The organism is Cupriavidus sp. WS, from assembly GCF_000395345.1.
GTDB lineage: Bacteria > Pseudomonadota > Gammaproteobacteria > Burkholderiales > Burkholderiaceae > Cupriavidus > Cupriavidus basilensis_B.
In genome coordinates this window covers 1-20319 of the sequence record NZ_AQPL01000401.1, presented here as the reverse complement: position 1 = coordinate 20319, position 20319 = coordinate 1, and the positions used below count along the sequence as shown (strand labels likewise).

The window sequence follows — 20319 nt, the reverse complement described above, 5'->3', positions numbered from 1 at the left end:
CACAAAATTCCTGACACGTCCGCATGACATTGAGGCTCCCCACGCCAGCGCCTCATCGCTGACTCGCCTTTTCTACTCGGAGAACTAGGACGCCGACCCTGCGAGCGCAAAAGTCCAATGCGCAAACCACAAATGTTCTAGGAACCGTCAAGAGCAAACCGCAAGAAAAAGCCCATCAAAAGATGAGGGCTCCAGCGTAATCAGGGTGCGATTTCTTTCGAAGGCGTGCTGTCTGGTTCAAGCGGCCACATAGCCCGGTGTACCAGTGAGAGCGTCCGCAGAACATGACCTAGCACGTCCTTGATTTCATCAACAGTGACCCGTACCTCGCGGCCGTGTCGGTCCCCACTCTTCGCACGGCTGATGTACTGGCGGTCCACCACGCCGAGATTGTGCGTAATCGGATGGCGCTTCTCAAACGCTGCATTGAGCTCATCCCAAGGAACATTGTCTGCAGGAGCGGAGCCGACCAACTCTGCAAGGATTTTCTTTGTCCGCCCAACATTCTGAAAGGCGTTCCCTTGCTTGACGAAGTACTCTTCAACAGCCTGCGAATCGCTGCCTTTGCCTTCCAGAAAGCGACGAGTCATCGCTTTCATTGCCGCCTCGAAGATTGACACGGCGTCCTCCAAGCAATTCTCCAGGTCCTTCGCTGCGACCCGTCGCCCAAGCTCCTGTTCTCTACGTCCAATGTCACCAACCATGCAGCCAACGACGTTGAGTTCGCCTTCGATATGCGTCAGAAAGATGTCTTGCCCGCAGTCGGAACACCATGTCGCGAGACCGAACACGGTCTGGTCCAGCGTGCAGTGCGGACAGACGACGTCTCGTCGTACCTCCTCCTCAAGTGGAGGCAGCACCGGAGGCAATGGCTCCGACTTCAGGCTCATCTCCATTGAAACAAATCCACCGCCGAATTTGCGCTTTCCCCCAGCACCGAGTCCGAGCGCATCACGAAGCAAGTCGTCAAAACCAACACGGACTTCGTTCATCACCAAATCCTGGGCGTATCGGACCTGCTCTTGCGTATGGAACTCGTCCGGTTTTGCCTCAGTACGGCAATAGGGGCAAAACATCGACGGTTCCCTGGTAAGGCCAGTGCCGGGCTTGACCTTGAAATAGCCGGGCGAACATCCGGTGTTCGGGCATTCGCGAGCCGAACGGCCTTCGCCATCCGTTGGAAGTGTTACGGACGCTGTATATGTATCGATGCCCGTATTTCGGACGTCCAGTGGCCCGCCCGGCCGGAAGATGTCACGGCTCATTTTGAATACGCCTCCAGAGACTTAGCCACGCGAGCGCTTGGGGTCCGCCCTTCGCGGATAGGTACGCTCTTCCTGGTAGCTATTGTCGACCTTCTTGATTTTGACGGAACAGCCGGCAGTGCCAATGGCTTTCCCCAAAAACGCCGCCCTTAATGGCCTCCTGCTTCGTTTCAAAATGCTTTTGGACGCGGTCACCTCCTCTCGCGGGCGCTCTGTCGCTGGATAGAAAGCACATTCAGGTCAAGAGCAATATTCGCACCACAAAGTACCAACACCTGCAATTGGGGGTCTATTGCCCACCGATGTCGATGAGGTAGTATTCTCGTAGCCTACTGTCGGCTACAGGAATCTTTGCATTGCGGCCATCGCCATCGATGCGCGGAGTTATCAAGGGGACATCATGAGTGAACCACGTCCACTCAAGTGCTTCATATCATACAGTGCCGAGTCTGCTGCAGACGCAGCGGAATTGTTCGCGATGCTTCAGGAGCTCGGCGTCGATGCCTTTGTGTCGGCCGGAGAAGTAGCAAATATCCCTCCGCAAATAGGGACTATTGGAACGGTCAGCGCGGCTGACTGTGTTGCTGCAGTTCTCACTGGTGGTCCCTCTCCTTGGGTCTGGTTTGAGTTGGGACTTGCTATTGGACTGGGCAAACCAGTGATGTTCTTGGAGCGACAGGCCAACACATTTAAAGATGTCCTGGCCGGTGCGCGAATTGTACGCATCAAGACGGACGACGTAAGAGCATCTCTTCCCGATGTCCGCCGATTTCTGCGACACGTCCGTCCGAAGGGTGAGATTTCCGTTCCAAAAGAAGACGCCAACAGGGCTGCTTTGAAAGAGGCGGCTTCAGCCGTATCTGACCGACACAATGTCACGTCAGGAAGAGAGCTCTATCTAGTTGATGCGCTTGCGAGCCTCTTTCGTGTCGCGGACTTCGAAGTATTGACCGAGCCCAAAACTGAAGCAGATGAACGCCCTGACCTCATTGTCTGGAATGACGATTTGGTCGCGGAATTTGGAGGGCCGATGATTGTTGAGTGCAAGTATTATCGCGGCAGCACTGGCAGCGTCTTTCACAACGCTCAACACTCGCTCAAGCAGTTGGCTGGTTACGTCGAAAACTCCAGCGCGGCGCTTGGCCTCCTTGTATTCGACCATGACCGACCAACCCGCTTCGAAGTCGAGAACTATTCGACACCGAATGCATTTGCAGTCTCGGTCGATGGCTTGGTGAATACCATCACTGAAGGTACTCTCGCGGACGATTTGTGGCGTTGGCGCGCCCGCGCCACAGGGACACCGGAGCTTCGCCGTGACGCCCGTTAACCTGGGCCCGCAACTGGACGCCATAGCAGCCGAGGCGCATGCGCAACGCAAAGGCAAGTTGCTCGAGCGCCTCATTGCGGTATTGTTCTGCAGCCTGCCCGGCATCGAACTCGACGATGAGGATGTAGTCAACGCCTTCGACAGCGAGGAAATCGACCTCATATTCTGGAACGCTCAGCATGACCAGGGCTTGCGCTTCTTGGACTGCCCACTCGTCGTCGAATGCAAGTGCTGGTCCACGCCAGTTCCCGGCCGCGAGGTACGCTATTTTGCTACACAGCTGAAGGATAAGGGGCGTCGAAACGGAATCTTCATCGCTCTAAACGGCATCACCGGCAACGAAAACAACCTGACGGCTGCCTTCTTTCACGTCGCTGCAGCCATGATTGAAGGCGTGCAGATTCTGGTGGTTACAGGAGCGGAGCTTGCAGCGTTGAATCACGCCGAAGACTTGATTCCCCTCTTACGCCGTAAGCTCCTCGAACAAACCCGGCAACAAATCCGTGCGAGCAAGCTGACGGCGCTCTGACCGTATTGCTATAGCTCCAGGCGTCGGCCACCGGCTGTTACCTCAGCATATGGAATACGCAAAAAAATGGCGACCCGCCCTTCCGCCGAAGGGTCAGTGGTTGACGCCGCTCTGGATTCGATGTACCGCCTGCCGAATACTTGCTCGACGACCTTCAACAAGCCTCTGTGCGTCTGGCACGCTCATGGCCAGAGCTCCGTCTTCATGACGAATCAGGCTTACCGTCCGACCGTCTTCCGAACGCTTACCGCATACGAAAATTATCTGTGGGACCAAGGTCGGGCAAACACCGCGGAAGGAGAAAGACTGACTGCGCGAAAGATGAGGCGCTCATCAAGGCAGCAGAGAGCGCTGACGGAAGCCCGGCAACGCGGGGCGTTCAGAAACACGCTAACGTCGCTCGCCAGGTAAACTAAAGGCAGACACTTATTTCTGCTTTAGATTCGCCAGACTGACGAAGGGAACAACTTACTCTAAGCCGTGCATCTGGGCGCCTTGTTCGAGTAGCGCGGTGACGAACGCCTCGCGACTCAAACAATGCGTAGAGTCTGCAATGGCCTGCACAATGGTGGCCTTTACTACTCGGCGAGCAAGCGACCTAGCACTCTGACGGTCCTGCGCAAGTATGCGGCCCATGGACCGTCCATGCAGAAACATGCTGCGAAGCTGGAACAGTCGACCGTAGGATTGCCCTTCCGCTGTCGACCCAAGAAGCGCACTCACTCGACATTGGATTCGCATCGACCCGCGTATGGTATCCATCGGCTTCTGCCCTCGGTAATCGCTCTCGAGTCCCAGAGCTGCCTCGATGGCTAGCATATGCCCTAAGAATTCATCGATTCCATCCGATGAATACGCTCGGACAAAGAAATGGACGATGGGAGTTTCGAAAAGCGGAGACGCGAGTGCACTCATAAGTGAGCTCCACGCGTCGTGAGTCACGCTGGACGCTGCAGTTTTTGCCTCCGAATCCAGCGGCAGATAACCTGGCACTTCAATCTCAATCTGTTCTCCAGCATAGTCCTCGAAGGTCTGCAGTTGCCAGCTCAAACTATCTGGGCCAGGAGGGAACGTTCGATGCTCGAACAAATCGTCGCTTGACGCATAGGTCCAGGGAACGTGAAATGCCCTCCATTCGGAGAAGTTCGCCCAATCCTCCCATGGCTCGAGAAGCAAAAGGAATAGTGCCTGTTCTACGACCGTGGGAAACTTGGTGGCATGTGGTTCTATCGAGCCCCAGTCACTCACAGTCTCGTAGAGAAACGGCGCAGCTCGTCGTCCGGGGTCGGACAGTGTCAGTTCTTCCCGTACGCAAAGCCACGTGAACTGAGCCAACCTCGAAACGTCTAGCGGCCGTCCCGGAAACATCCGAGCCAAGATGCAACCATGAAAATGTGTATAGAGCTCCTGCTGAGAGAAGGTGCGCACAGTACATGGACCGAAATTCAGGTCTGGCAAACTGTCGGCCAGGTCCAGCGGGCACATAATGATGCGCTCGGCAGACGCCCTTGTCAGGCTCGCTGCGAGCGCGCGCGCAGCGTCATAAGGTTCAAGTCGCGCGACACCATTGGATTCAGGGAGTCCGCACGGTAGCCCGAGAGCACGGAGCGCAATCGAAAGCGCGACCGTACCATTCATCGTATTGACTATGCCGGGATGAACCTCTTGGCACGCCGCCTTCAGCTCCAGAAATTCGGGCGCACTATACAAATTGCTGGGCCCCGGATATGACAGTTTCCAAAGGTCGACCATTGCGCGAACAATACGTGTGTCTTCCATGAGTCCGAATCTATAAAACGACTATTACGAGCGATGATGTTGAACTTGCTACTGGACCTTCCCGTGCATGCTGACGCTTCCTGCAACAACTTGCAATAGGCGGCACTTTCTGCGCCGTTTAGCAAGGGCATTCTCATTCTCGGAGTACAACATCATCGAAAAACTAGCAATACACCCGCTCAGCCATAAAAAAGCTACTACCCTTGTATGCAAGCAGCCGGCGGTAGTGATTGACCGGCGCGCCAGCCAAGTAGCAATCGCTCCCCACCGGGTCCGCACATGCTTAAAGTCACTGTGGAAGTCATCCGTCCTGACGGAAGCGGCGTAGGAAGGGAAATCGCAACGGCGTACATAGGTAGGCTCGAGCGTAGCGTGCGGTCCAGCTGTGCGAGGACCGATATGAGCACAGCGAAAAGAGAACGTTGCCTGCCTACCCACGCTACGCATCGTCTGTATTCGACCTTGTCGCACGTTCGCTGGCAGTGGGGTTGACCGGCAGGGAAGAGCTGCCGCGTCGCCCGGAGCCCCTGAATATTCCGATTCACCGTTCAGGAAACACCAGCTACGTTCGCCTCGGTGAAATTCCTGAGCCGGCCGCGACGTTCTTCCGCAAGCGCATCGAGCATTCAGGTTGCCCTGTAATCGAAGAAGACCCAGAGCCGATGCAATGTGCTTACGCGTCGGACTGGCTTGACTTCCTGACTGGGCGCAGATGAGGCAACGACTTCGCCAACCGACTCACCCATGAAGCCCCTGATGGCTCGCTTCTATGAGCGGCCAAACAATAGGCGAGTGCGGTAAGAGGTATCCGCAGGCTCGCCGGCAAAGCTCATAGCGTTGTTCGCGCACCCTGCCTTAGCATCTTTCGTCGTTGTGAGAGTCGGTGCCGTCGCCTACCGCGCTTCCGCGTAGGTCCAGCAACTCCGTCGTTATGTCGACTGTACAAGCAAGCCGTGCATCGAAGGTCGCGCAACACTCCACGAAGGAAGCCGCGGCCGAGGCCAATCCTGGCTCGCCAATCAACCGGTATCGCTGACCATTCGATGATGCTGCCAACAGCCTGCGAATGTCCTGGAAGACGATGGGTGGCGTTACCCAGAATCTGCCGCCCCGCCTGAAACACCCAAAGATGTGCCAACGCGGATGGTAAGTCTGCAATAGGCGCCAATCTGTGACGCGAACTTCGTCTGTCTTGGCAGCCAGGAGAGCGATGACTATCGCCATTTTGAATCTCCTTCGATGCTTGATAGGGACCTCTGCGGAAGCGAAGCCGCCCGCCGACCGCTATGTCGTCGTAGGCGTAGCATCATCCGTATCCTCAGGTGCGAGATACTGCGAGCTCACGTTAATCTGCTGCGTAACGTTGTTCGCAAGAGCCCAGATAGCCCACGTATGCATTCCGTCCGGGTCATCTCCGGGCTGCCCTATTAGGGTGTAACGGCGTCCACTCCTGGTCCTTCCGGTTCGACTCTGTGGGTCGAAAGACATGATTGCCGAGCTCACGCGACCAGTACCGCTCGCCATACATTGGCCAACGAAATGGTGCTCACCTCGTTCAGTCTCAATGACACGCCAACGGCGAAGCCCAATCTCCGGCTCCTCGTCCACTGATGCAACCGACCAAAAAGGCATGGCGCCCCCAACGGGAGAACCGCAGCGCCGGATAGCTTTGATGATGTCAAAGGCGACAGTGTGCCGAGACACACAATCATTCGGAGGTTCGAACGCATCACCGTCTGGCAGCTAGCAACCGCGGATAGGGGAATTGAGCGCTGCCAGGAAGTAGTTCTGCTTGTAGGCGGCAGCGCGTGTGTGAGTCGAGTGTAGACCGTGCGGCAGCAGTTTCAAGGTCGCGTGGCCCTCTTCCGGACCACGCCGATGCCTACCCGCAGCCGAACCATGATGGCGCGGGGCCTAACCCTAAGCGGCACCATCGAAAAGACCCAGCAGTTCCTTGCATTCTACGTTTTTTGGCCTAGTCTATCGGTATGGTTTTTCACATACCACGACTCTAGCCATCATGAACGTGCAGCTGCGCAGTCTTTTCGATGTCGGTCTGGTCAACGAACCGCTGAAGCAAAGTGACAGGCGCCACAGCGGAGAGTTGGAGGAGCAGCGTGAATGGAAAACTGCCAGATAAGACTTGCTGCTCAAGCTGCGTCGCGCTCACCTCGAGGCCCAGCTTCAGCAACCGTTTGGCCAGGACGATGTATGTCAAGCCGTGAGCTTCCAACTCGCGGAGGAACGTCCGGGTACACGCCTCCTCCCATGACTCATGGCGCTTCGACAGTGTCAATCCATCCGGCAGGTCCGCCTGTACTGCAAGCAGGAGTTGGAAAAAGAAGCTGCAACGAAAGGAGCCGCGCTGGACCTTACCCTCGACGGCACGGACGGACTCCACCAGGTCGATGGCCGCCAGGCATTCGACCAGTTGCTCGTACGAAACCCCTTTTCGCACCAGCAAGCCGCGGGCAGTACGCGACGCTAGCCGCGTCCACGCTGTATCAACATGACTCAAGCGGTCCTCGCTGATGTTGTTGCCCTGTTAACCGTATACCGATGAAACAGGGAAGAGCCGACTCGTCCAAGCAGAACTAAAGCCATCTCCGGCAGAGCCAGGCAACTCAAGAACGGTGCAGCGCATGCATTGTATCTGGTCCGTTCACACGCGGACCACGATGCACGACGGTGTGCGCGCTTCCTTGAGCCAAGCTCGTCGTGGCCACTCTCTATCTCAATCCCGAGGGCATTCTTCACCCTCCGCATGCTGCATCAAAACGAGGCGCTGCTACAGAAGTCTTCGCAGGCAACATAGCACTGTTCGAAGAGCTTCTGCTCACGTCTCCGCCAACAGCAATCGTCTTGCATAGTTGGTACGTCCTGGAGGCAGGATACCGGGAGGCGCTCTCCTGCTTGCCAAGCGCGACGCGCGCCAGCGTCATCGGCGCAACCCTCCCGGGCAACAGACTTCACCGGTACCGCCACCCTGTCGTGACCGCTCGACGGGAATGGTTGCGTGCCGACCTCCAGCGGCGTCGCCCTCCCCGTCCAGTTCTTCTCGACACAGACTGGGGCCAGGTTCTCCCGATTCTCTCCGAGTCCAGCGTCATCATCGAAGACCGGACCGACCTGGCCATCGCAATCCACGCGCTACGTACCCTCCTTATGGAGGGGAACACGGGCTCCGGGCCGACCAAGCGAGACGGTGGAAACGTCCGGTGTCGCGAGGAGCAGGCGTGATGAGAGTCTTGTTCTTTGTATGCGACGGAGTTCTCCACCCGTCATGCAAGGGTGTCCCAGCTCAGCACCGCCACGCGACTGCGAACAGCATCCTGGATGCTGGCTTCTTCCAGTGGTCGGCTCATTTGGCCGAAGCACTCGAGGGATACAACGACGTCGTCCTTATTAACGAGTGCGACTGGGGAGCCAAGCTCAAGCAACGCACGTTCTTGCAATGCCTCGGGCCTTCGGCGCGGTGGTTCGCTGGCGCTCTCGACAGCAATCCTGCGTCGATTGAGAGCGCCAGAGCCCTCTTTCTTCAGGTCGCTCATCCGGCCGACTGGATGCGAATCCTCCCAGGACCTCAGCCTGCGAACGCAAGGCGCGTCCTTCTGGTCGACCCCAAACACGGTATCTCAGCCGCAACTGCGAAGCACTCGCTCCATAGACACTGGCACAAAGCACCGGCATGAACAGTATCACACCGATTATTTATTCGATTAATTTTAGTATAACGACTTAATGCCTTTTGACTGAATACACATTTCGCGTGAAACGCGGGAAAACCCCCTCCAACTGCCCCGGATAGTTTCGCAAAAAACGCTTGCACAAATCTCCGATAAGCATAAACTCGGCTCACCATAGAGACAGTAATCATGGAACACAGGAAACCCCACCTCACACCGCCTAGCTAGACCTCCTCCACTCAAGACGGGTCGTTAAGAACGTCACCCGCAGCAAGCCCACTGCCAGGTCTTTTCGAGAAATTTCAGATTTCCCGATGGGCTTCTATTTTTCGCAACTCAAGACGTTAATCGTTTTGAGATGCACCATTTTTTCCCGCTACCTCAAGAGCCGGTTTGCCTTGAGGAAAGTCACTTATTGCCCGAAAAATCACGCATTCCGCGTTCAACTCGAGGGAGTATAGAAATGGAGCATGCAAAGCTTTGCGAACACGTAGAGAACATTCTCTGCCAGATGAATATGCCTGACGAAGGCCGACAGTATGTTCGTCACGTCATTAACAATGAACCTTCACGAACACCAAAGAATCACTACGGCAACATCCTGTCGCGAATTCCAAGCAAAAAAATTAACCACTCCATTTTGGTGGAAAGTATGGCGGGAGAATTAGCGAAAGCGATGGAATATGAGAACGATAAAAATATCATTGCGTATTTTCCGCAGCCACAAGAGATTCAAGTTGATTATATCGACAAAAACGGCAAGCGCCATGGGACGGGGCCCTACCACCCAGACTTTCTCGTCGTAACCAAAATGTCAGTTTATGTGGATGAAGTACGAGACGACGCTCGGTTATATGCCCAAACATTAAGCCATCCCGACTCGTACTCCAGAGATGAAGGCGGCGCATACCACTTTCTTCCTGCTGAGCAGGTTTTCAAAAGAATGGAAGTACCTTACAAAATAGTGAAGAACTCGTCGATGAATACTCGCCTTCTTAACAATGCTCGATTCCTCAAGGATTATCTCCGAGAGGATGCACCGGAAATTCCCGGCGACACATTGCGGCAAATTACTGACCTCTTACAAGAGCGAAAGTATGTTTCGTACATGGAGCTTTTGGAGGAGCACCGATTCACAGCTGACCATATCTTCTCCGCCATTGCAGGGGGATATGTGGACGTGAACCTCCACGTAGAGCGGCTCGATGTGCCATCGGATTTAATAATTTGCAGGGATGCGGCCATATCAGCCGCCGTACGGGCAGCTCGCCAAAAGGAGCTTCAACCGGTCCTTCCTTTGGCTGGCGTCATGCGGTTGCGCTCAGGAACTGTCATCCGATATGACAACGTTGAGTACACAGTTGTCATGTGTGGAGAGCGCCAGTTACACGTGCAAGACAAAGACGGATACATCTCCGTACTGGAAGTTGGCTAAGAAAGCTATCGCCTCCGGAGAAGTTTTGGCTAAGAGGGCAACTTTATTCATACCAGGCCCGTTTGATGAGCGCATGACGAGACAGCAAGCTGAGATGGGTTATCTTGCGAAGAAGCTTGGAATGTATATTGCATTCTCCGAAGCAGCTCAATTTCTCGAAAAAACTACGGCCGATAATATTAACTCACCTTTTAGTGAGCTGAGGTGGTCCCAGAAAGACGCATCGGTTAGAGACGTCGAAAGTGGCGAGCCGAGTGACGGCACGGAAAAGCCAGAGGACGAACGTGATACCGACGTCCCCGCCCCTCTCTTCGATGAAGCCACACTCAAGGCCGTCCGTAATTATGTATAAGGAGATGTCATGTTTACTCGGAATCCGACTTTCGTGCACTCAGAGCTTGGAAAAATTATCTCCATAAGCAAGCAAAAGCGTTTGACTTGGTTTAATCAATTAACAATTAAACATCCACATCTCATAACCGCCTTGGACGAGCTTCTCGACTACGTCCAGCGAGGAGAAAATACGAGGTTCATATTTCTTATTGGCATGACCGGCGCAGGAAAAACACACCTCGCCGAAAATGCGCTATCTGACGCTTTTAACGAGTTATGGGGGAAACGAAGATGAGACCAAGGTTCCTTTCATGTATGTGCCGGTCGAAACCAACGATGAGCCTCGTTTTGCGTGGAAAAATTTATACAGCACAATTTTTCAACAAGGCAATTATATATCCGCTGAAAACGTGCGAGAGGCCGTGAAAAATGATGGCATCCTGAGATTTTCGAATAATAAGCACCTCACCTTGGGAGCTCTTCGAGCGGCGATAAAGAGGATGGCCGAGGAACGTGGTCTTAAAGTGATTATATTCGATGAAGCGTACTACTTCCTTCGCTTCAGCAGCCTCAATGTCATGGACACTGTGAAGTCCTTCGCCGAACAAGTGGATGTAAAACTTATTTTTATTGGGAGTTATGAATTACTAAAACTGGCGGCGCAATATGCCGTACAGATTCGGCGCACAGAAGTTGTTCCGTTTTTTCGGTACGACACTAAGAAGAAAAAAGAGATGAAGGAGTTTATTACCGTCATCGAGAAATTCACTTCGAATTGGCCGTGCGAACATATTCCAAATTTCCCGGCTGTAGCTGACGAACTGGCAGTAGCATCCATGGGAGGCGTTGGCCAATTGTCAGCCATTCTCGCAAATTTCCTAGGCCTCCAGCTTCGTAGCAAAGGGGAGATTTGGACGCCTGAAATGTTCGGAAAGGCATTGAAATCTGAAACGTTAGACGAAGAAATGCGTGAACAGATATTAGAGGGCGAAGCAGCACTTCGGCGCAAATATGCCATCAAGAATCATTTCAGGACGACAAAGGGCATAACAGCAATTAACGAGAAGCTAGCTAGCTAGCTGAGATTCATGAATGTATCCTCTTTACAACCTTGCACCCCTAGGTCTTGGGACTAGCCTTGCAGAATCCCTAGTTAGCTGCGATTTTCGACTAGCCAATGCGCACTGCGTTCCCGTACGAACCTTGAATAGGAGCGTGCTGGTTCCGATAATGGGTTGGCGAAATGAAAGGATGTTGAACACCTCGTGGTCCGGGCACGCGGCAACCGCAATGGTCACTATTGGATATACATCCGAGGCATGGTCGTCTGCCTTGAACACGGCGACAGGTAGAAACGATTTTCAGCTGACGACCTTAAATTTTGCATCCGGTTTTTTGTCAACACACCACCTTCATACGAAGTCCGCTAGATATTGTCGGGAATGTCTGCAATATTTCACTCTTCATAACAAGGAACCTTGGATACCGCTTTTGTGGCACGTCGAGGTGGTAACGGTTTGTCCGATTCATCGCACAAGACTTCGTACACGTACCTGTGGCGCACCGGAAAAATCCCTCTATCCGGCGCTGCGCAGAGTGCTTCCCGAAAACTGTTGGATATGCGGCCGGATTTTTTGTCTTTGCGACAAATCTCGCTCGATAAAAGCTACCGATGAAGAGGTAGCCGTAGCTGAACTTGTTGGTGAGCTAATCGCAATCGGGACTTCGGGAATAGAGATGCCTGTTGATGCCTTACAGCTTTGCAACGAATCGATGCCTCCGATTCTTGGAGAACATTGGCTTCGCCGCAGCGCAGAGGCCTGCAATGTCTCCGCGGGTGGAGTTCATCACATGTTTCGGCAAGAGGGTACCCGTACGTCGCTGCCAGGCCTTGTCAGATTCTGCCTGTGCAATCAACTGTCACTTGCACAGATGGCTCTGGGCAAAGTTGAATATCGGCCGTGTGAAACACCAAGCTTACATCGCCCATGGAAATATGACGCCGTCGACCCTAACCGTATCAGAGACGAGGTGAAGAAATCAATTGCAGCGGGGGGCGCCCGAAGCTTGCGTGACTTGGCACGGAAGCTACACCACACTCCTAAAACACTTGAAGAAGCGGTTCCAGACCTGATACCAGCCCTCAAGCTCGCCAACGCGGCATTTTGCGTCGCAGAAGGCAATATTGCCGCTGCGAAAGAACAAGAAGAGTGCCGCAAGATTATTGAAGCACTCCTTCGAGCGGGCTTAACCTTGACTCTCCGCAACGCACGAGAACACACCGGGCAACCTTGGCACACCAACAGCAGGAAGGCCAAAGTGTTCCTGGCGATGCGTGAGCGGTACATCCATCAGTGATGGATGCCCATGAAGGCTGAGAAATTACTGATGATGCACAAAATCAAGTAATTCGCCGGATTTTCCGCAGTAAAGTGAAACGGCTGAATCGTCCAGCGAATGTCTTTAGCTGACACCGGCGGAAACCGGCCGCGCGGCGGGACTCAGGTCACGGGCGCCGGGTTGAACAGGGCCAGCGCATTGTGCAGCTTGTGATGCTCGGCCCAGGTCTTCCTGCGTCCGCTCGCCACGTCCAGCATCAGGAGGAAGAGCTCCCAGCCCACGTCCTCGATGGTGGCCTCGCCGGTGGCGATGCGCCCGGCGTTGACGTCCATCAGGTCGTGCCAGCGGCGCGCGAGGTCGCTGCGCGTGGCGACCTTGATGACCGGCACCTCGGCCAGCCCGTAGGGCGTGCCGCGGCCGGTGGTGAACACGTGCAGGTTCATGCCGGCGGCAAGCTGCAGCGTGCCGCAGATGAAGTCGCTGGCCGGGGTGGCGGCGTAGATCAGGCCCTTCTGCGTGAGCTTCTCGCCCGGCGACAGCACGCCGGTGATGGCGCTGGTGCCGGACTTGACGATCGAGCCCATCGCCTTTTCCACGATATTGGACAGGCCGCCCTTCTTGTTGCCGGGCGTGGTGTTGGCGCTGCGGTCCACGCGCCCCTTTTCCAGGTAGCGGTCGTACCAGTCCATCTCGCGGATCATGGCCTGCGCCACCGCGGGCGTGGCCGCGCGCGCGGTGAGCTGGTCGATGCCGTCGCGCACTTCAGTGACTTCGGAGAACATCACCGTGGCGCCGGCGCGCACCAGCAGGTCGGTGGCGAACCCGACCGCCGGGTTGGCCGTCACGCCCGAGAAAGCATCGCTGCCGCCGCACTGCACGCCCACCACCAGCTCGGAAGCCGGGCAGGTCTCGCGGCGGCGCTGGTCCAGCCTGGCCAGGTGCGTGTGCGCCATCGCCATGATGGAATCGATCATGCTCTCGAAGCCGACGTGCGCGTCGTCCTGCAGGCACACCACGCCGACGTCCAGGCTGCCGGCGCCGGCCTGCGCGGGCATGGTGCCGGCCGGCATCAGGCGCTCGGGCTGGAGCTTCTCGCAGCCCAGGCTCACCATCATCGCGGTGCCGCCGAAATTGGGGTTGAGCGCGATGTTGCGCAGCGTGCGGATCGGCACGATGGCGTCCGGCGCGTCGATGGCGACGCCGCAGCCATAGGTGTGCTCCAGGCCGATCACGTCGTCCACGTTGGGATACTGCGGCAGCAGCTCGGCCTTGATGCGGCGCACCGCGTGCTCCACCACGCCCGACACGCACTGCACGGTGGTGGTGATGGCGAGGATGTTGCGCGTGCCGACCGAGCCGTCCGGGTTGCGGAAGCCCTCGAAGGTGTAGCCCTCCAGCGGCGGCAGCGGCGCCGCGGCGCGCGTGCCGACCGGCAGGTCGTGCAGCTCGGGCGCGACCGGCATCTCGATCACGCGCTCGTTGACCCAGCTGCCGCGCGGCAGGTCCTTGAGCGCGTAGCCGATCACCACGTTGTAGCGCACCACCGCGTCGCCGGCCTTGAGGTCGGCCAGCGCCACCTTGTGGCCCTGCGGCACGCGCTCGCGCAGCGTCAGCCCGTCGGCGAACACCGCGCCTTCGGGCAGCCCGCCGTCATTGGCGACGATGGCCACGTTGTCCTGCTCGTGGATGCGGATGTACAGCGGGGCGCCCTGCGCCTGCGCGCCCGCCGGCGCGCCGTCTGGTTGTTCAATCTTGATATCGATCACCGACATGACCTTCCTTGTTCCTTGCCAGATACGTGCCCAGATGCGTGCCGCGCGCCGCTCAGGGATGCCTGAGCTCGACGCGCCCGATTTCCTTGACGATCACCAGATAGCTGATCACCGTCACCAGCGCGTTGGCGCCGACGAAGACCAGCGCGCCGTTGAACGAGCCGGTGGCGCCAAGGATATAACCGATCACGATCGGCGTGACGATGCCGGCAATATTGCCGAACATATTGAAAATACTGCCGGCCAGCCCGATCACTTCCTTCGGCGCGGTATCGGCCACCACGGCCCAGCCCAGCGCGCCGATGCCCTTGCCGAAGAAGGCCAGCGCCATGAAGCCCACCACCAGCCATTCGCTGTCCACGTAGTTGCAGGCCACCATGCTGACCGACAGCAGCATGCCGGCGACGATCGGCACCTTGCGCGCCATCGTGAGCGAATGGCCGCGGCGCAGCAGCGTGTCCGAGATCACGCCGCCCAGCACGCCGCCGAGAAAACCGCAGATCGCCGGCAGCGAAGCCACGAAGCCGGCCTTGAGGATGGACATGCCGCGCGCCTGCACGAGGTACACCGGGAACCACGTCAGGAAGAAATACGTAAGCACGTTGATGCAGTACTGGCCCAGGTACACGCCCAGCAGCATGCGGTTGGAGAGCAATTGTTTCACATAGAACCAGCGCGCGCCGGCGGGCTCCTTGCCGGCGCGGGCCTTGCCGCCGTCGCCGCTCATCTCGATCAGGCCGCCGCCCTGCCGGATGTGCTCCAACTCGGCGCGGTTCACCGCCGGATGCGTGGCCGGGCTGCGCACCACCTTGAGCCACAGGCCCGCCAGCACCATGCCGAACGCGCCCATCCACATATAGACGTGATGCCAGCCGAGCGCATGCGTGAGCCACGCCATCAGCGGCGTGAACAGCACCGCGGCGAAGTACTGCGCGGAATTGAAGATGGCCGAGGCGGTGCCGCGCTCGGCCGTGGGGAACCAGCTTGCCACGACCTTGGCGTTGGCCGGGAACGCCGGCGACTCGGCCAGCCCCACGGCGAAGCGCAGCACGAACAGCGTGGTCACGGCCGCGCCGACCGTGGCGAACACGCCGATAAAACCCTGCAGCAGCGTGAACAGCGACCACAGGAAGATGCTGCACGCATAGATGCGGCGCGCGCCGAAGCGGTCGAGCAGCCAGCCGCCCGGGATCTGCGCCATCACGTAGGCCCAGCTGAAGGCGGAGAAGATGAAGCCCATCTGCACGGCGTCGAAGCCGAACTCCTGGCGCATGGCCGGGCCGGTGATGGAGAGCGTGGCGCGGTCGGCGTAGTTGACCGTCGTCACCACGAAGATCATCAGCAGGATCCAGTAGCGGACGTTGCTGCGGCGGGTGGCCTCGCCGGCCACGGTGAGGGTGTTGCTGGGATTCATGGGGTCTCCGGCAGGCCGGCCGCGCGCGTGGAGGCCCCCTTCCAACCGGTGCCGGCCACATCGAGACTGCCGCCGGCCTCGTGATATGTCATCGTATGACTGGAATTATAAGCACCTGGTTTCGGATGCGAAGCTAAGTGTTTACCCGATGTCGGGCTGCAGGACCGATTGGTCGCCGGGCGGCTTTGCCGATGGGACATGGCGTGCGGGAGAAGGCGTCCGAAGCGCTACCGCACCTGTCTTTCAGCGAGCTTTCAGGCATCCGGCGGGTGTCCGGCGGACATTCGACGCGGAGCGGCGCATCGAAGCCGGTCCCCTGCCCGGCCGGCCAGCGCCGCCGCTTTCCGCCATCGCCACCTCCCACGGTCGCCCTCATGACAAATCCGCTTGCATAAACCCGGTCACAGTTGTACGATGACATATCTCAAGAACGAGTGCTCCCCACGGGAAGCACGGAGCCAACTGACCTAAACCTTGCCCTTGCGGCGCTCAGGACCAGCCATCATGACCACACCACAAGAACTCAAGCAGATCATCTCGGAAGGCCTGCTCTCCTTCCCCGTGACCGACTTCGACGCGCAAGGCGACTTCCGTCCCGACACCTACGTGGAGCGCCTCGAATGGCTGGCGCCCTACGGCGCCACCGCGCTGTTCGCCGCCGGCGGCACCGGCGAGTTCTTCTCGCTGACGCCGGACGACTATGCCAACGTGATCCGCACCGCCGTGGAAACCTGCGCCGGCAAGGTGCCCATCCTGGCCGGCGCAGGCGGCCCGACCCGCATGGCCATCGCCTACGCCAGGGAAGCGCAGCGCCTGGGCGCCAAGGGCATCCTGCTGCTGCCGCACTACCTGACCGAAGCCAGCCAGGAAGGCATCGCCAACCATATCGAGGAGGTGTGCAAGTCGGTCAACATCGGCGTGATCGTCTACAACCGCGCCAACTCCCGCATCAACGCGGAGATGCTGGAACGGCTGGTCGACCGCTGCCCCAACCTGATCGGCTTCAAGGACGGCGTGGGCGAGATCGAGCCGATGGTGCGCATCCGCCGCAAGCTGGGCGACCGCCTGTCGTACCTGGGCGGCCTGCCGACCGCGGAAGTCTATGCCGCGGCCTACAAGGCGCTGGGCGTGCCGGTGTATTCGTCGGCCGTGTTCAACTTCATCCCGAAGACGGCGATGGATTTCTACCGCGCCATCGCCGCCGACGACCACGCCACCACCAATCGCCTGCTCGACGAGTTCTTCCTGCCCTACCTGGACATCCGCAACCGCCGCGCCGGTTATGCCGTGAGCATCGTCAAGGCCGGCGCCAGGCTGGTCGGCCATGACGCGGGCCCGGTGCGCGCGCCGCTGACCGACCTGACCGAGCAGGAATGCGAGCAGCTCGACGCGCTGATCAAGAAGATGGGTCCGCAGTAAGCGGGCCGGCCGGCGGGCCGCCTCCGGGCCGCCGGCTGTCTTGCGCGGAGCCCGTCCCGGCTCCGCTCGCCGCCGCCGTTCCTTCCGCATCGTTTGCTTCCTCCGTCTCCTCCTCCCCCCTGCCGGCCCAGTTCCCCGCCTCGCGCTCCAGCCGCGCCCGCATGAAATCCATCAGCGTGCGCGTGGCCAGCGTGGGAAAGCGGTTGGGCGCGGTCAGCATGTAGATGCTGTCGCCCACGCCTTCGGGCTCGTATTCCGGCAGCACCGCCACCAGTTCGCCACGCGCGATCTGGCGCCACACCGCATAGCGCGGCAGCAGCGCCACGCCGAGGCCGCCCGTCACCGTCTCGACCAGGAACGGGTAGTCGCCCGACTGGATGCGCGGCGCCACGCGCAGCATCAGTTGCGTGCCGGCCATCTTGAGCTTGAGATCAAAGCGCCGCCCCAGCGAAGCCGGGGAGATCAGGTCGCAGCCCGCCAGCGCCTCGGCGCTCGCCGGCGCGCCGTGCCGCGCCAGGAAGTCCGGCGCCGCGCACAGGGTCCAGCCCACCGCGCAGATGCGGCGGGCCACGTGGTCGTCCGGCGGCTGGGAGGTGATCTTGAGCGCCACGTCCACCTCGGCGGACACGAGATCGCCGATGTAGTCGTTGATCAGCACCCGCAATGAGATGGCCGGATACTGCCGCGCGAACTCCAGCAGCACCTGCGCCAGGTAGAGATGGCCGAGGCCGGTCGGCAGGCGGATGCGCACGTCGCCGCGCACGGTCTGGCCGAGGCTGTCGATCGAGGTGCCGGCGGCCTGCAGCTCGTCCAGCATGCGCACGCCGTGGGCGTAAAGCAGGCGGCCCGCCTCGGTCAGCTCCACGTGGCGCGTGGTCCGCCGCATCAGTTGCGCGCCCATATGCTGCTCGAGCGCCTTGAGGCGGCGCGAGACGTTGGAGCGGGTCATGCCGCCGCGCTCGGCGGCGGCCGTGAGCGTCTTCGATTCGACCAGCGTGACGAACAGGCGGATCAGGTTGAGATCGAGATGTCCGAGGGTATTGTCAATCATGGATCAACACGGTTGGCACAGTCAGGCGGATTGTTACCGCGGGAGATGCGCCGTAGCATAAGCCATCCCCAGCCACCTGACGATTCCGCGTTCGATACCGATGGCCCAGACCCAGCCCCCGCACCCCACTCATCCTTCCGCTTCGCCTGCCGACCTGCCCTTCGCCGGGCTGCGCGTGCTCGACATCAGCCAGGGCATCGCCGGGCCGTACTGCGCGCATATCCTGTGGCAGCAAGGCGCCGAGGTGGTCAAGGTCGACCCGCCCGCGGGCGACTGGGGCCGGCACGTGGGCGTGGTGCGCGGCGAGCACAGCGCGCTGTCGGTGGCCTACAACGGCGGCAAGCGCAGCGTCTGCGTCGACGCGGCCACCGATGCCGGCAAGACCCTGCTGTTCGACCTCGCGCTGCGGGCCGACGTGGTGGTGCAGAACTTCCGCCCGCAGGTGGCCGAGCGCCTCGGCGTGGGCTACGCCGCGCTGGCCGCGCGCAACCCGGCGCTGGTCTATGTGTCCATCAGCGGCTACGGCGCCGACGGCCCCTATGCCGACCATCCCGCCTCGGACTCGGTCATGCAGGCCGACAGCGGATTGATGTTCGCCAACCGCCTCGCCGACGGCACGCCGCGCCGCATCGGCATGCTGCTGGCGGACGCGGCCACCGGCCTGTACGCGGCGCAGGCGTGCGCCGCCGCGCTGTGCCGGCGCTTCCGCACGGCGGGCACCGGCGCCCACGTGGAACTGAGCCTGTTCGACGCCTGCTGCGCCTTGCAGGCCAACAACATTCTCGAATACGCCATCCAGGGCACGGCCGCGGCCGGCCCGGTCAGCGCGCCCAACGGCGTGTTCCCGACCCGCGACGGCAGCATCACGCTGCTGGCTCTGAACAATGCGCAGTTCGGCCGGCTCTGCCAGGCGCTCGGCCAGCCCGGCTGGGCCGCGGACCCGCGCTTTGCCGACAACGCCAGCCGCATGGCCCATGCCGGCTGGCTGCGCGACGCGGTCACCGATTGCCTGGCGCGCGAGCGCACCGCGCACTGGCTCGATGTGTTCCAGGCGCACGACGTGCTCCACGCGCCGGTGCGCGACCACCGGCAGGTGCTGGACCATCCGCAGGCGGCGCAGCAAGGCACCTTCCAGCAGATCGAGCAGCCGGGCCTCGGCACGCTGCCGTTCGCCGGCATTCCCGCCCGCGGCCTGCGCCGCCCCACGGGCGCCGCGCCCCGCATCGGCGAGCACACCGAGGCCGTGCTGTGCGAATGGGGTGTCTCCCAGGACGATCTCGACCGCTGGCTGGCGGCCGGCGTGGTGCGGCAGGCGGCGGGAGCCGCGGCATGATGCGCGCCCTGCTGTGCGACCGGTTCGGCCCGGCCGAGGACGTGCGCGTGGCGGACATCCCCGCCCCCGCAGTTCTCGACCCTGCCGCACTCGACTCCGCGGCGCTCGACCCGCATGCGGTGGTGATCGCCGTCGAATACGCCAGCGTCAGCCACGCCACCGGCCTGATGGTGGCCGGACGCTACCAGACCAGGCCGCCGCTGCCCTTCGTGCCCGGCACCGAGGCGGTGGGCCGCGTGGTCGCCCGCGGCAGCGCGGTCACGCGCCTGCGCCCCGGCGACCGCGTGGTGGCCATCGCCGACTGGGGCTGTTTCGCCGAGCAGGTCTGCCTGCCCGAGTACACGGTCTACCCCATACCGGATGCGGTCGACACCCTGCGCGCGCTGCCGGTCCCGCTGTCCTACGGCACCGCCTACTGCGGGCTGGTGTGGCGCTGCGCGGTGCAGCCCGGCGAGACCGTGCTGGTGCTGGGCGCCGGCGCCGGGGTCGGGCTGGCGGCGGTGGAGATCGCGCGCGAACTCGGCGCGCAGGTCATTGCCTGCGCCAGCACCGAAGCCAAGCGCGAGGAGGCGCTGCGGCGCGGCGCGGCGCACGCGCTGGCCCCCGAAGACCTCGCCGCCGCCGTCAAGCGCG

The 20319-nt window shown here is 59.8% G+C and carries 17 protein-coding genes; 10 read left to right on the top strand and 7 right to left on the bottom strand.

Annotated features, from left to right (window positions below; translation table 11 throughout):
- Positions 1-200 precede the first annotated feature (200 nt).
- A complete protein-coding gene (locus tag K206_RS43185) occupies positions 201-1265 on the bottom strand; it encodes a hypothetical protein (RefSeq protein ID WP_155888301.1) in 1065 nt (354 codons plus the stop codon).
- Positions 1266-1665: 400 nt separating this feature from the next.
- Between K206_RS43185 and K206_RS43180 the strand changes: the two genes are divergently transcribed.
- Together K206_RS43180 and K206_RS0128315 are read left to right on the top strand one after the other, a co-directional pair.
- A complete protein-coding gene (locus tag K206_RS43180) occupies positions 1666-2595 on the top strand; it encodes a hypothetical protein (RefSeq protein WP_196812929.1) in 930 nt (309 codons plus the stop codon).
- Complete coding sequence (locus K206_RS0128315) at positions 2582-3124, top strand: restriction endonuclease (RefSeq protein WP_020205743.1); 543 nt, start codon at positions 2582-2584, stop codon at positions 3122-3124. The genes K206_RS43180 and K206_RS0128315 overlap by 14 nt, the downstream gene beginning before the upstream one ends.
- 468 nt (positions 3125-3592) lie before the next feature.
- Here the strand turns inward: K206_RS0128315 and K206_RS43175 are convergent, their stop codons facing one another.
- Positions 3593-4903, bottom strand: coding sequence for a hypothetical protein (locus K206_RS43175; protein WP_155888297.1), 1311 nt, complete (start codon positions 4901-4903; stop codon positions 3593-3595).
- 422 nt (positions 4904-5325) lie between these two features.
- On the opposite strand from K206_RS43175, the gene K206_RS41930 reads away from it, so the two are divergent.
- Complete coding sequence (locus tag K206_RS41930; protein WP_155888295.1) at positions 5326-5619, top strand: hypothetical protein; 294 nt, start codon at positions 5326-5328, stop codon at positions 5617-5619.
- Positions 5620-6914: 1295 nt separating this feature from the next.
- Here the strand turns inward: K206_RS41930 and K206_RS0128310 are convergent.
- The gene (locus K206_RS0128310; protein WP_155888293.1) at positions 6915-7421 is read right to left on the bottom strand and encodes a DUF6471 domain-containing protein; all 507 of its coding nucleotides are present in this window, start codon (positions 7419-7421) and stop codon (positions 6915-6917) included.
- Between the two features lie 763 nt (positions 7422-8184).
- Entirely contained in the window at positions 8185-8454 is a 270-nt protein-coding gene (locus tag K206_RS43170) for a hypothetical protein (protein WP_155888291.1), read from the bottom strand.
- Positions 8455-9052: 598 nt separating this feature from the next.
- On the opposite strand from K206_RS43170, the gene K206_RS43165 reads away from it, so the two are divergent.
- From K206_RS43165 to K206_RS41915, 4 genes are all read left to right on the top strand, one after another.
- The gene (locus K206_RS43165; RefSeq protein WP_155888290.1) at positions 9053-10024 is read left to right on the top strand and encodes a hypothetical protein; all 972 of its coding nucleotides are present in this window, start codon (positions 9053-9055) and stop codon (positions 10022-10024) included.
- 73 nt (positions 10025-10097) lie between these two features.
- Complete coding sequence (locus K206_RS43160) at positions 10098-10376, top strand: hypothetical protein (RefSeq protein ID WP_155888288.1); 279 nt, start codon at positions 10098-10100, stop codon at positions 10374-10376.
- A gap of 229 nt (positions 10377-10605) precedes the next feature.
- Positions 10606-11436, top strand: coding sequence for an AAA family ATPase (locus K206_RS41920; protein WP_081651539.1), 831 nt, complete (start codon positions 10606-10608; stop codon positions 11434-11436).
- A gap of 13 nt (positions 11437-11449) precedes the next feature.
- Positions 11450-12715: a TniQ family protein gene (locus K206_RS41915; RefSeq protein WP_081651538.1), complete on the top strand. Its 1266-nt coding sequence runs from the start codon at positions 11450-11452 to the stop codon at positions 12713-12715.
- Positions 12716-12858: 143 nt separating this feature from the next.
- Here the strand turns inward: K206_RS41915 and garD are convergent, their stop codons facing one another.
- A complete protein-coding gene (garD, locus tag K206_RS0128300) occupies positions 12859-14469 on the bottom strand; it encodes a galactarate dehydratase (RefSeq protein ID WP_020205741.1) in 1611 nt (536 codons plus the stop codon).
- 52 nt (positions 14470-14521) lie between these two features.
- On the bottom strand, positions 14522-15883 hold the full coding sequence (locus K206_RS0128295) for an MFS transporter (RefSeq protein ID WP_020205740.1): 1362 nt from the start codon (positions 15881-15883) through the stop codon (positions 14522-14524).
- 504 nt (positions 15884-16387) lie between these two features.
- On the opposite strand from K206_RS0128295, the gene kdgD reads away from it, so the two are divergent.
- Positions 16388-17302 carry a 5-dehydro-4-deoxyglucarate dehydratase gene (gene kdgD / locus K206_RS0128290; RefSeq protein ID WP_020205739.1) on the top strand — a complete coding sequence of 305 codons (915 nt, stop codon included), beginning with the start codon at positions 16388-16390 and terminating at the stop codon, positions 17300-17302.
- On the opposite strand, the gene K206_RS0128285 is transcribed toward kdgD, so the two are convergent.
- Positions 17280-18353, bottom strand: a complete 1074-nt coding sequence (locus tag K206_RS0128285) for a LysR family transcriptional regulator (RefSeq protein WP_020205738.1) — start codon at positions 18351-18353, stop codon at positions 17280-17282. The genes kdgD and K206_RS0128285 overlap by 23 nt on opposite strands.
- Positions 18354-18453: 100 nt before the next feature.
- Here K206_RS0128285 and K206_RS0128280 point away from each other — a divergent pair, with 100 nt between their 5' ends.
- Both K206_RS0128280 and K206_RS39530 read left to right on the top strand, forming a co-directional pair.
- Positions 18454-19686, top strand: coding sequence for a CaiB/BaiF CoA-transferase family protein (locus K206_RS0128280; RefSeq protein ID WP_020205737.1), 1233 nt, complete (start codon positions 18454-18456; stop codon positions 19684-19686).
- The coding region (locus K206_RS39530) for an alcohol dehydrogenase catalytic domain-containing protein (RefSeq protein WP_043367179.1) at positions 19686-20319 on the top strand (634 nt) is incomplete at its 3' end. The genes K206_RS0128280 and K206_RS39530, both read left to right, overlap by 1 nt.

Excerpts from the sequence above, each read along its gene's own strand:
- K206_RS43175 (WP_155888297.1), bottom strand. The coding sequence starts at position 4,903 with ATGGAAGACACACGTATTGTTCGCGCAATGGTCGACCTTTGGAAACTG.
- K206_RS43180 (WP_196812929.1), top strand. The coding sequence starts at position 1,666 with ATGAGTGAACCACGTCCACTCAAGTGCTTCATATCATACAGTGCCGAG.
- garD (WP_020205741.1), bottom strand. The coding sequence starts at position 14,469 with ATGTCGGTGATCGATATCAAGATTGAACAACCAGACGGCGCGCCGGCG.
- K206_RS43165 (WP_155888290.1), top strand. The coding sequence starts at position 9,053 with ATGGAGCATGCAAAGCTTTGCGAACACGTAGAGAACATTCTCTGCCAG.
- K206_RS41920 (WP_081651539.1), top strand. The coding sequence starts at position 10,606 with ATGCGCTATCTGACGCTTTTAACGAGTTATGGGGGAAACGAAGATGAG.
- K206_RS0128295 (WP_020205740.1), bottom strand. The coding sequence starts at position 15,883 with ATGAATCCCAGCAACACCCTCACCGTGGCCGGCGAGGCCACCCGCCGC.
- K206_RS41915 (WP_081651538.1), top strand. The coding sequence starts at position 11,450 with ATGTATCCTCTTTACAACCTTGCACCCCTAGGTCTTGGGACTAGCCTT.
- kdgD (WP_020205739.1), top strand. The coding sequence starts at position 16,388 with ATGACCACACCACAAGAACTCAAGCAGATCATCTCGGAAGGCCTGCTC.
- K206_RS43185 (WP_155888301.1), bottom strand. The coding sequence starts at position 1,265 with ATGAGCCGTGACATCTTCCGGCCGGGCGGGCCACTGGACGTCCGAAAT.
- K206_RS0128280 (WP_020205737.1), top strand. The coding sequence starts at position 18,454 with ATGGCCCAGACCCAGCCCCCGCACCCCACTCATCCTTCCGCTTCGCCT.
- K206_RS43160 (WP_155888288.1), top strand. The coding sequence starts at position 10,098 with ATGACGAGACAGCAAGCTGAGATGGGTTATCTTGCGAAGAAGCTTGGA.
- K206_RS43170 (WP_155888291.1), bottom strand. The coding sequence starts at position 8,454 with ATGAGCGACCTGAAGAAAGAGGGCTCTGGCGCTCTCAATCGACGCAGG.
- K206_RS0128285 (WP_020205738.1), bottom strand. The coding sequence starts at position 18,353 with ATGATTGACAATACCCTCGGACATCTCGATCTCAACCTGATCCGCCTG.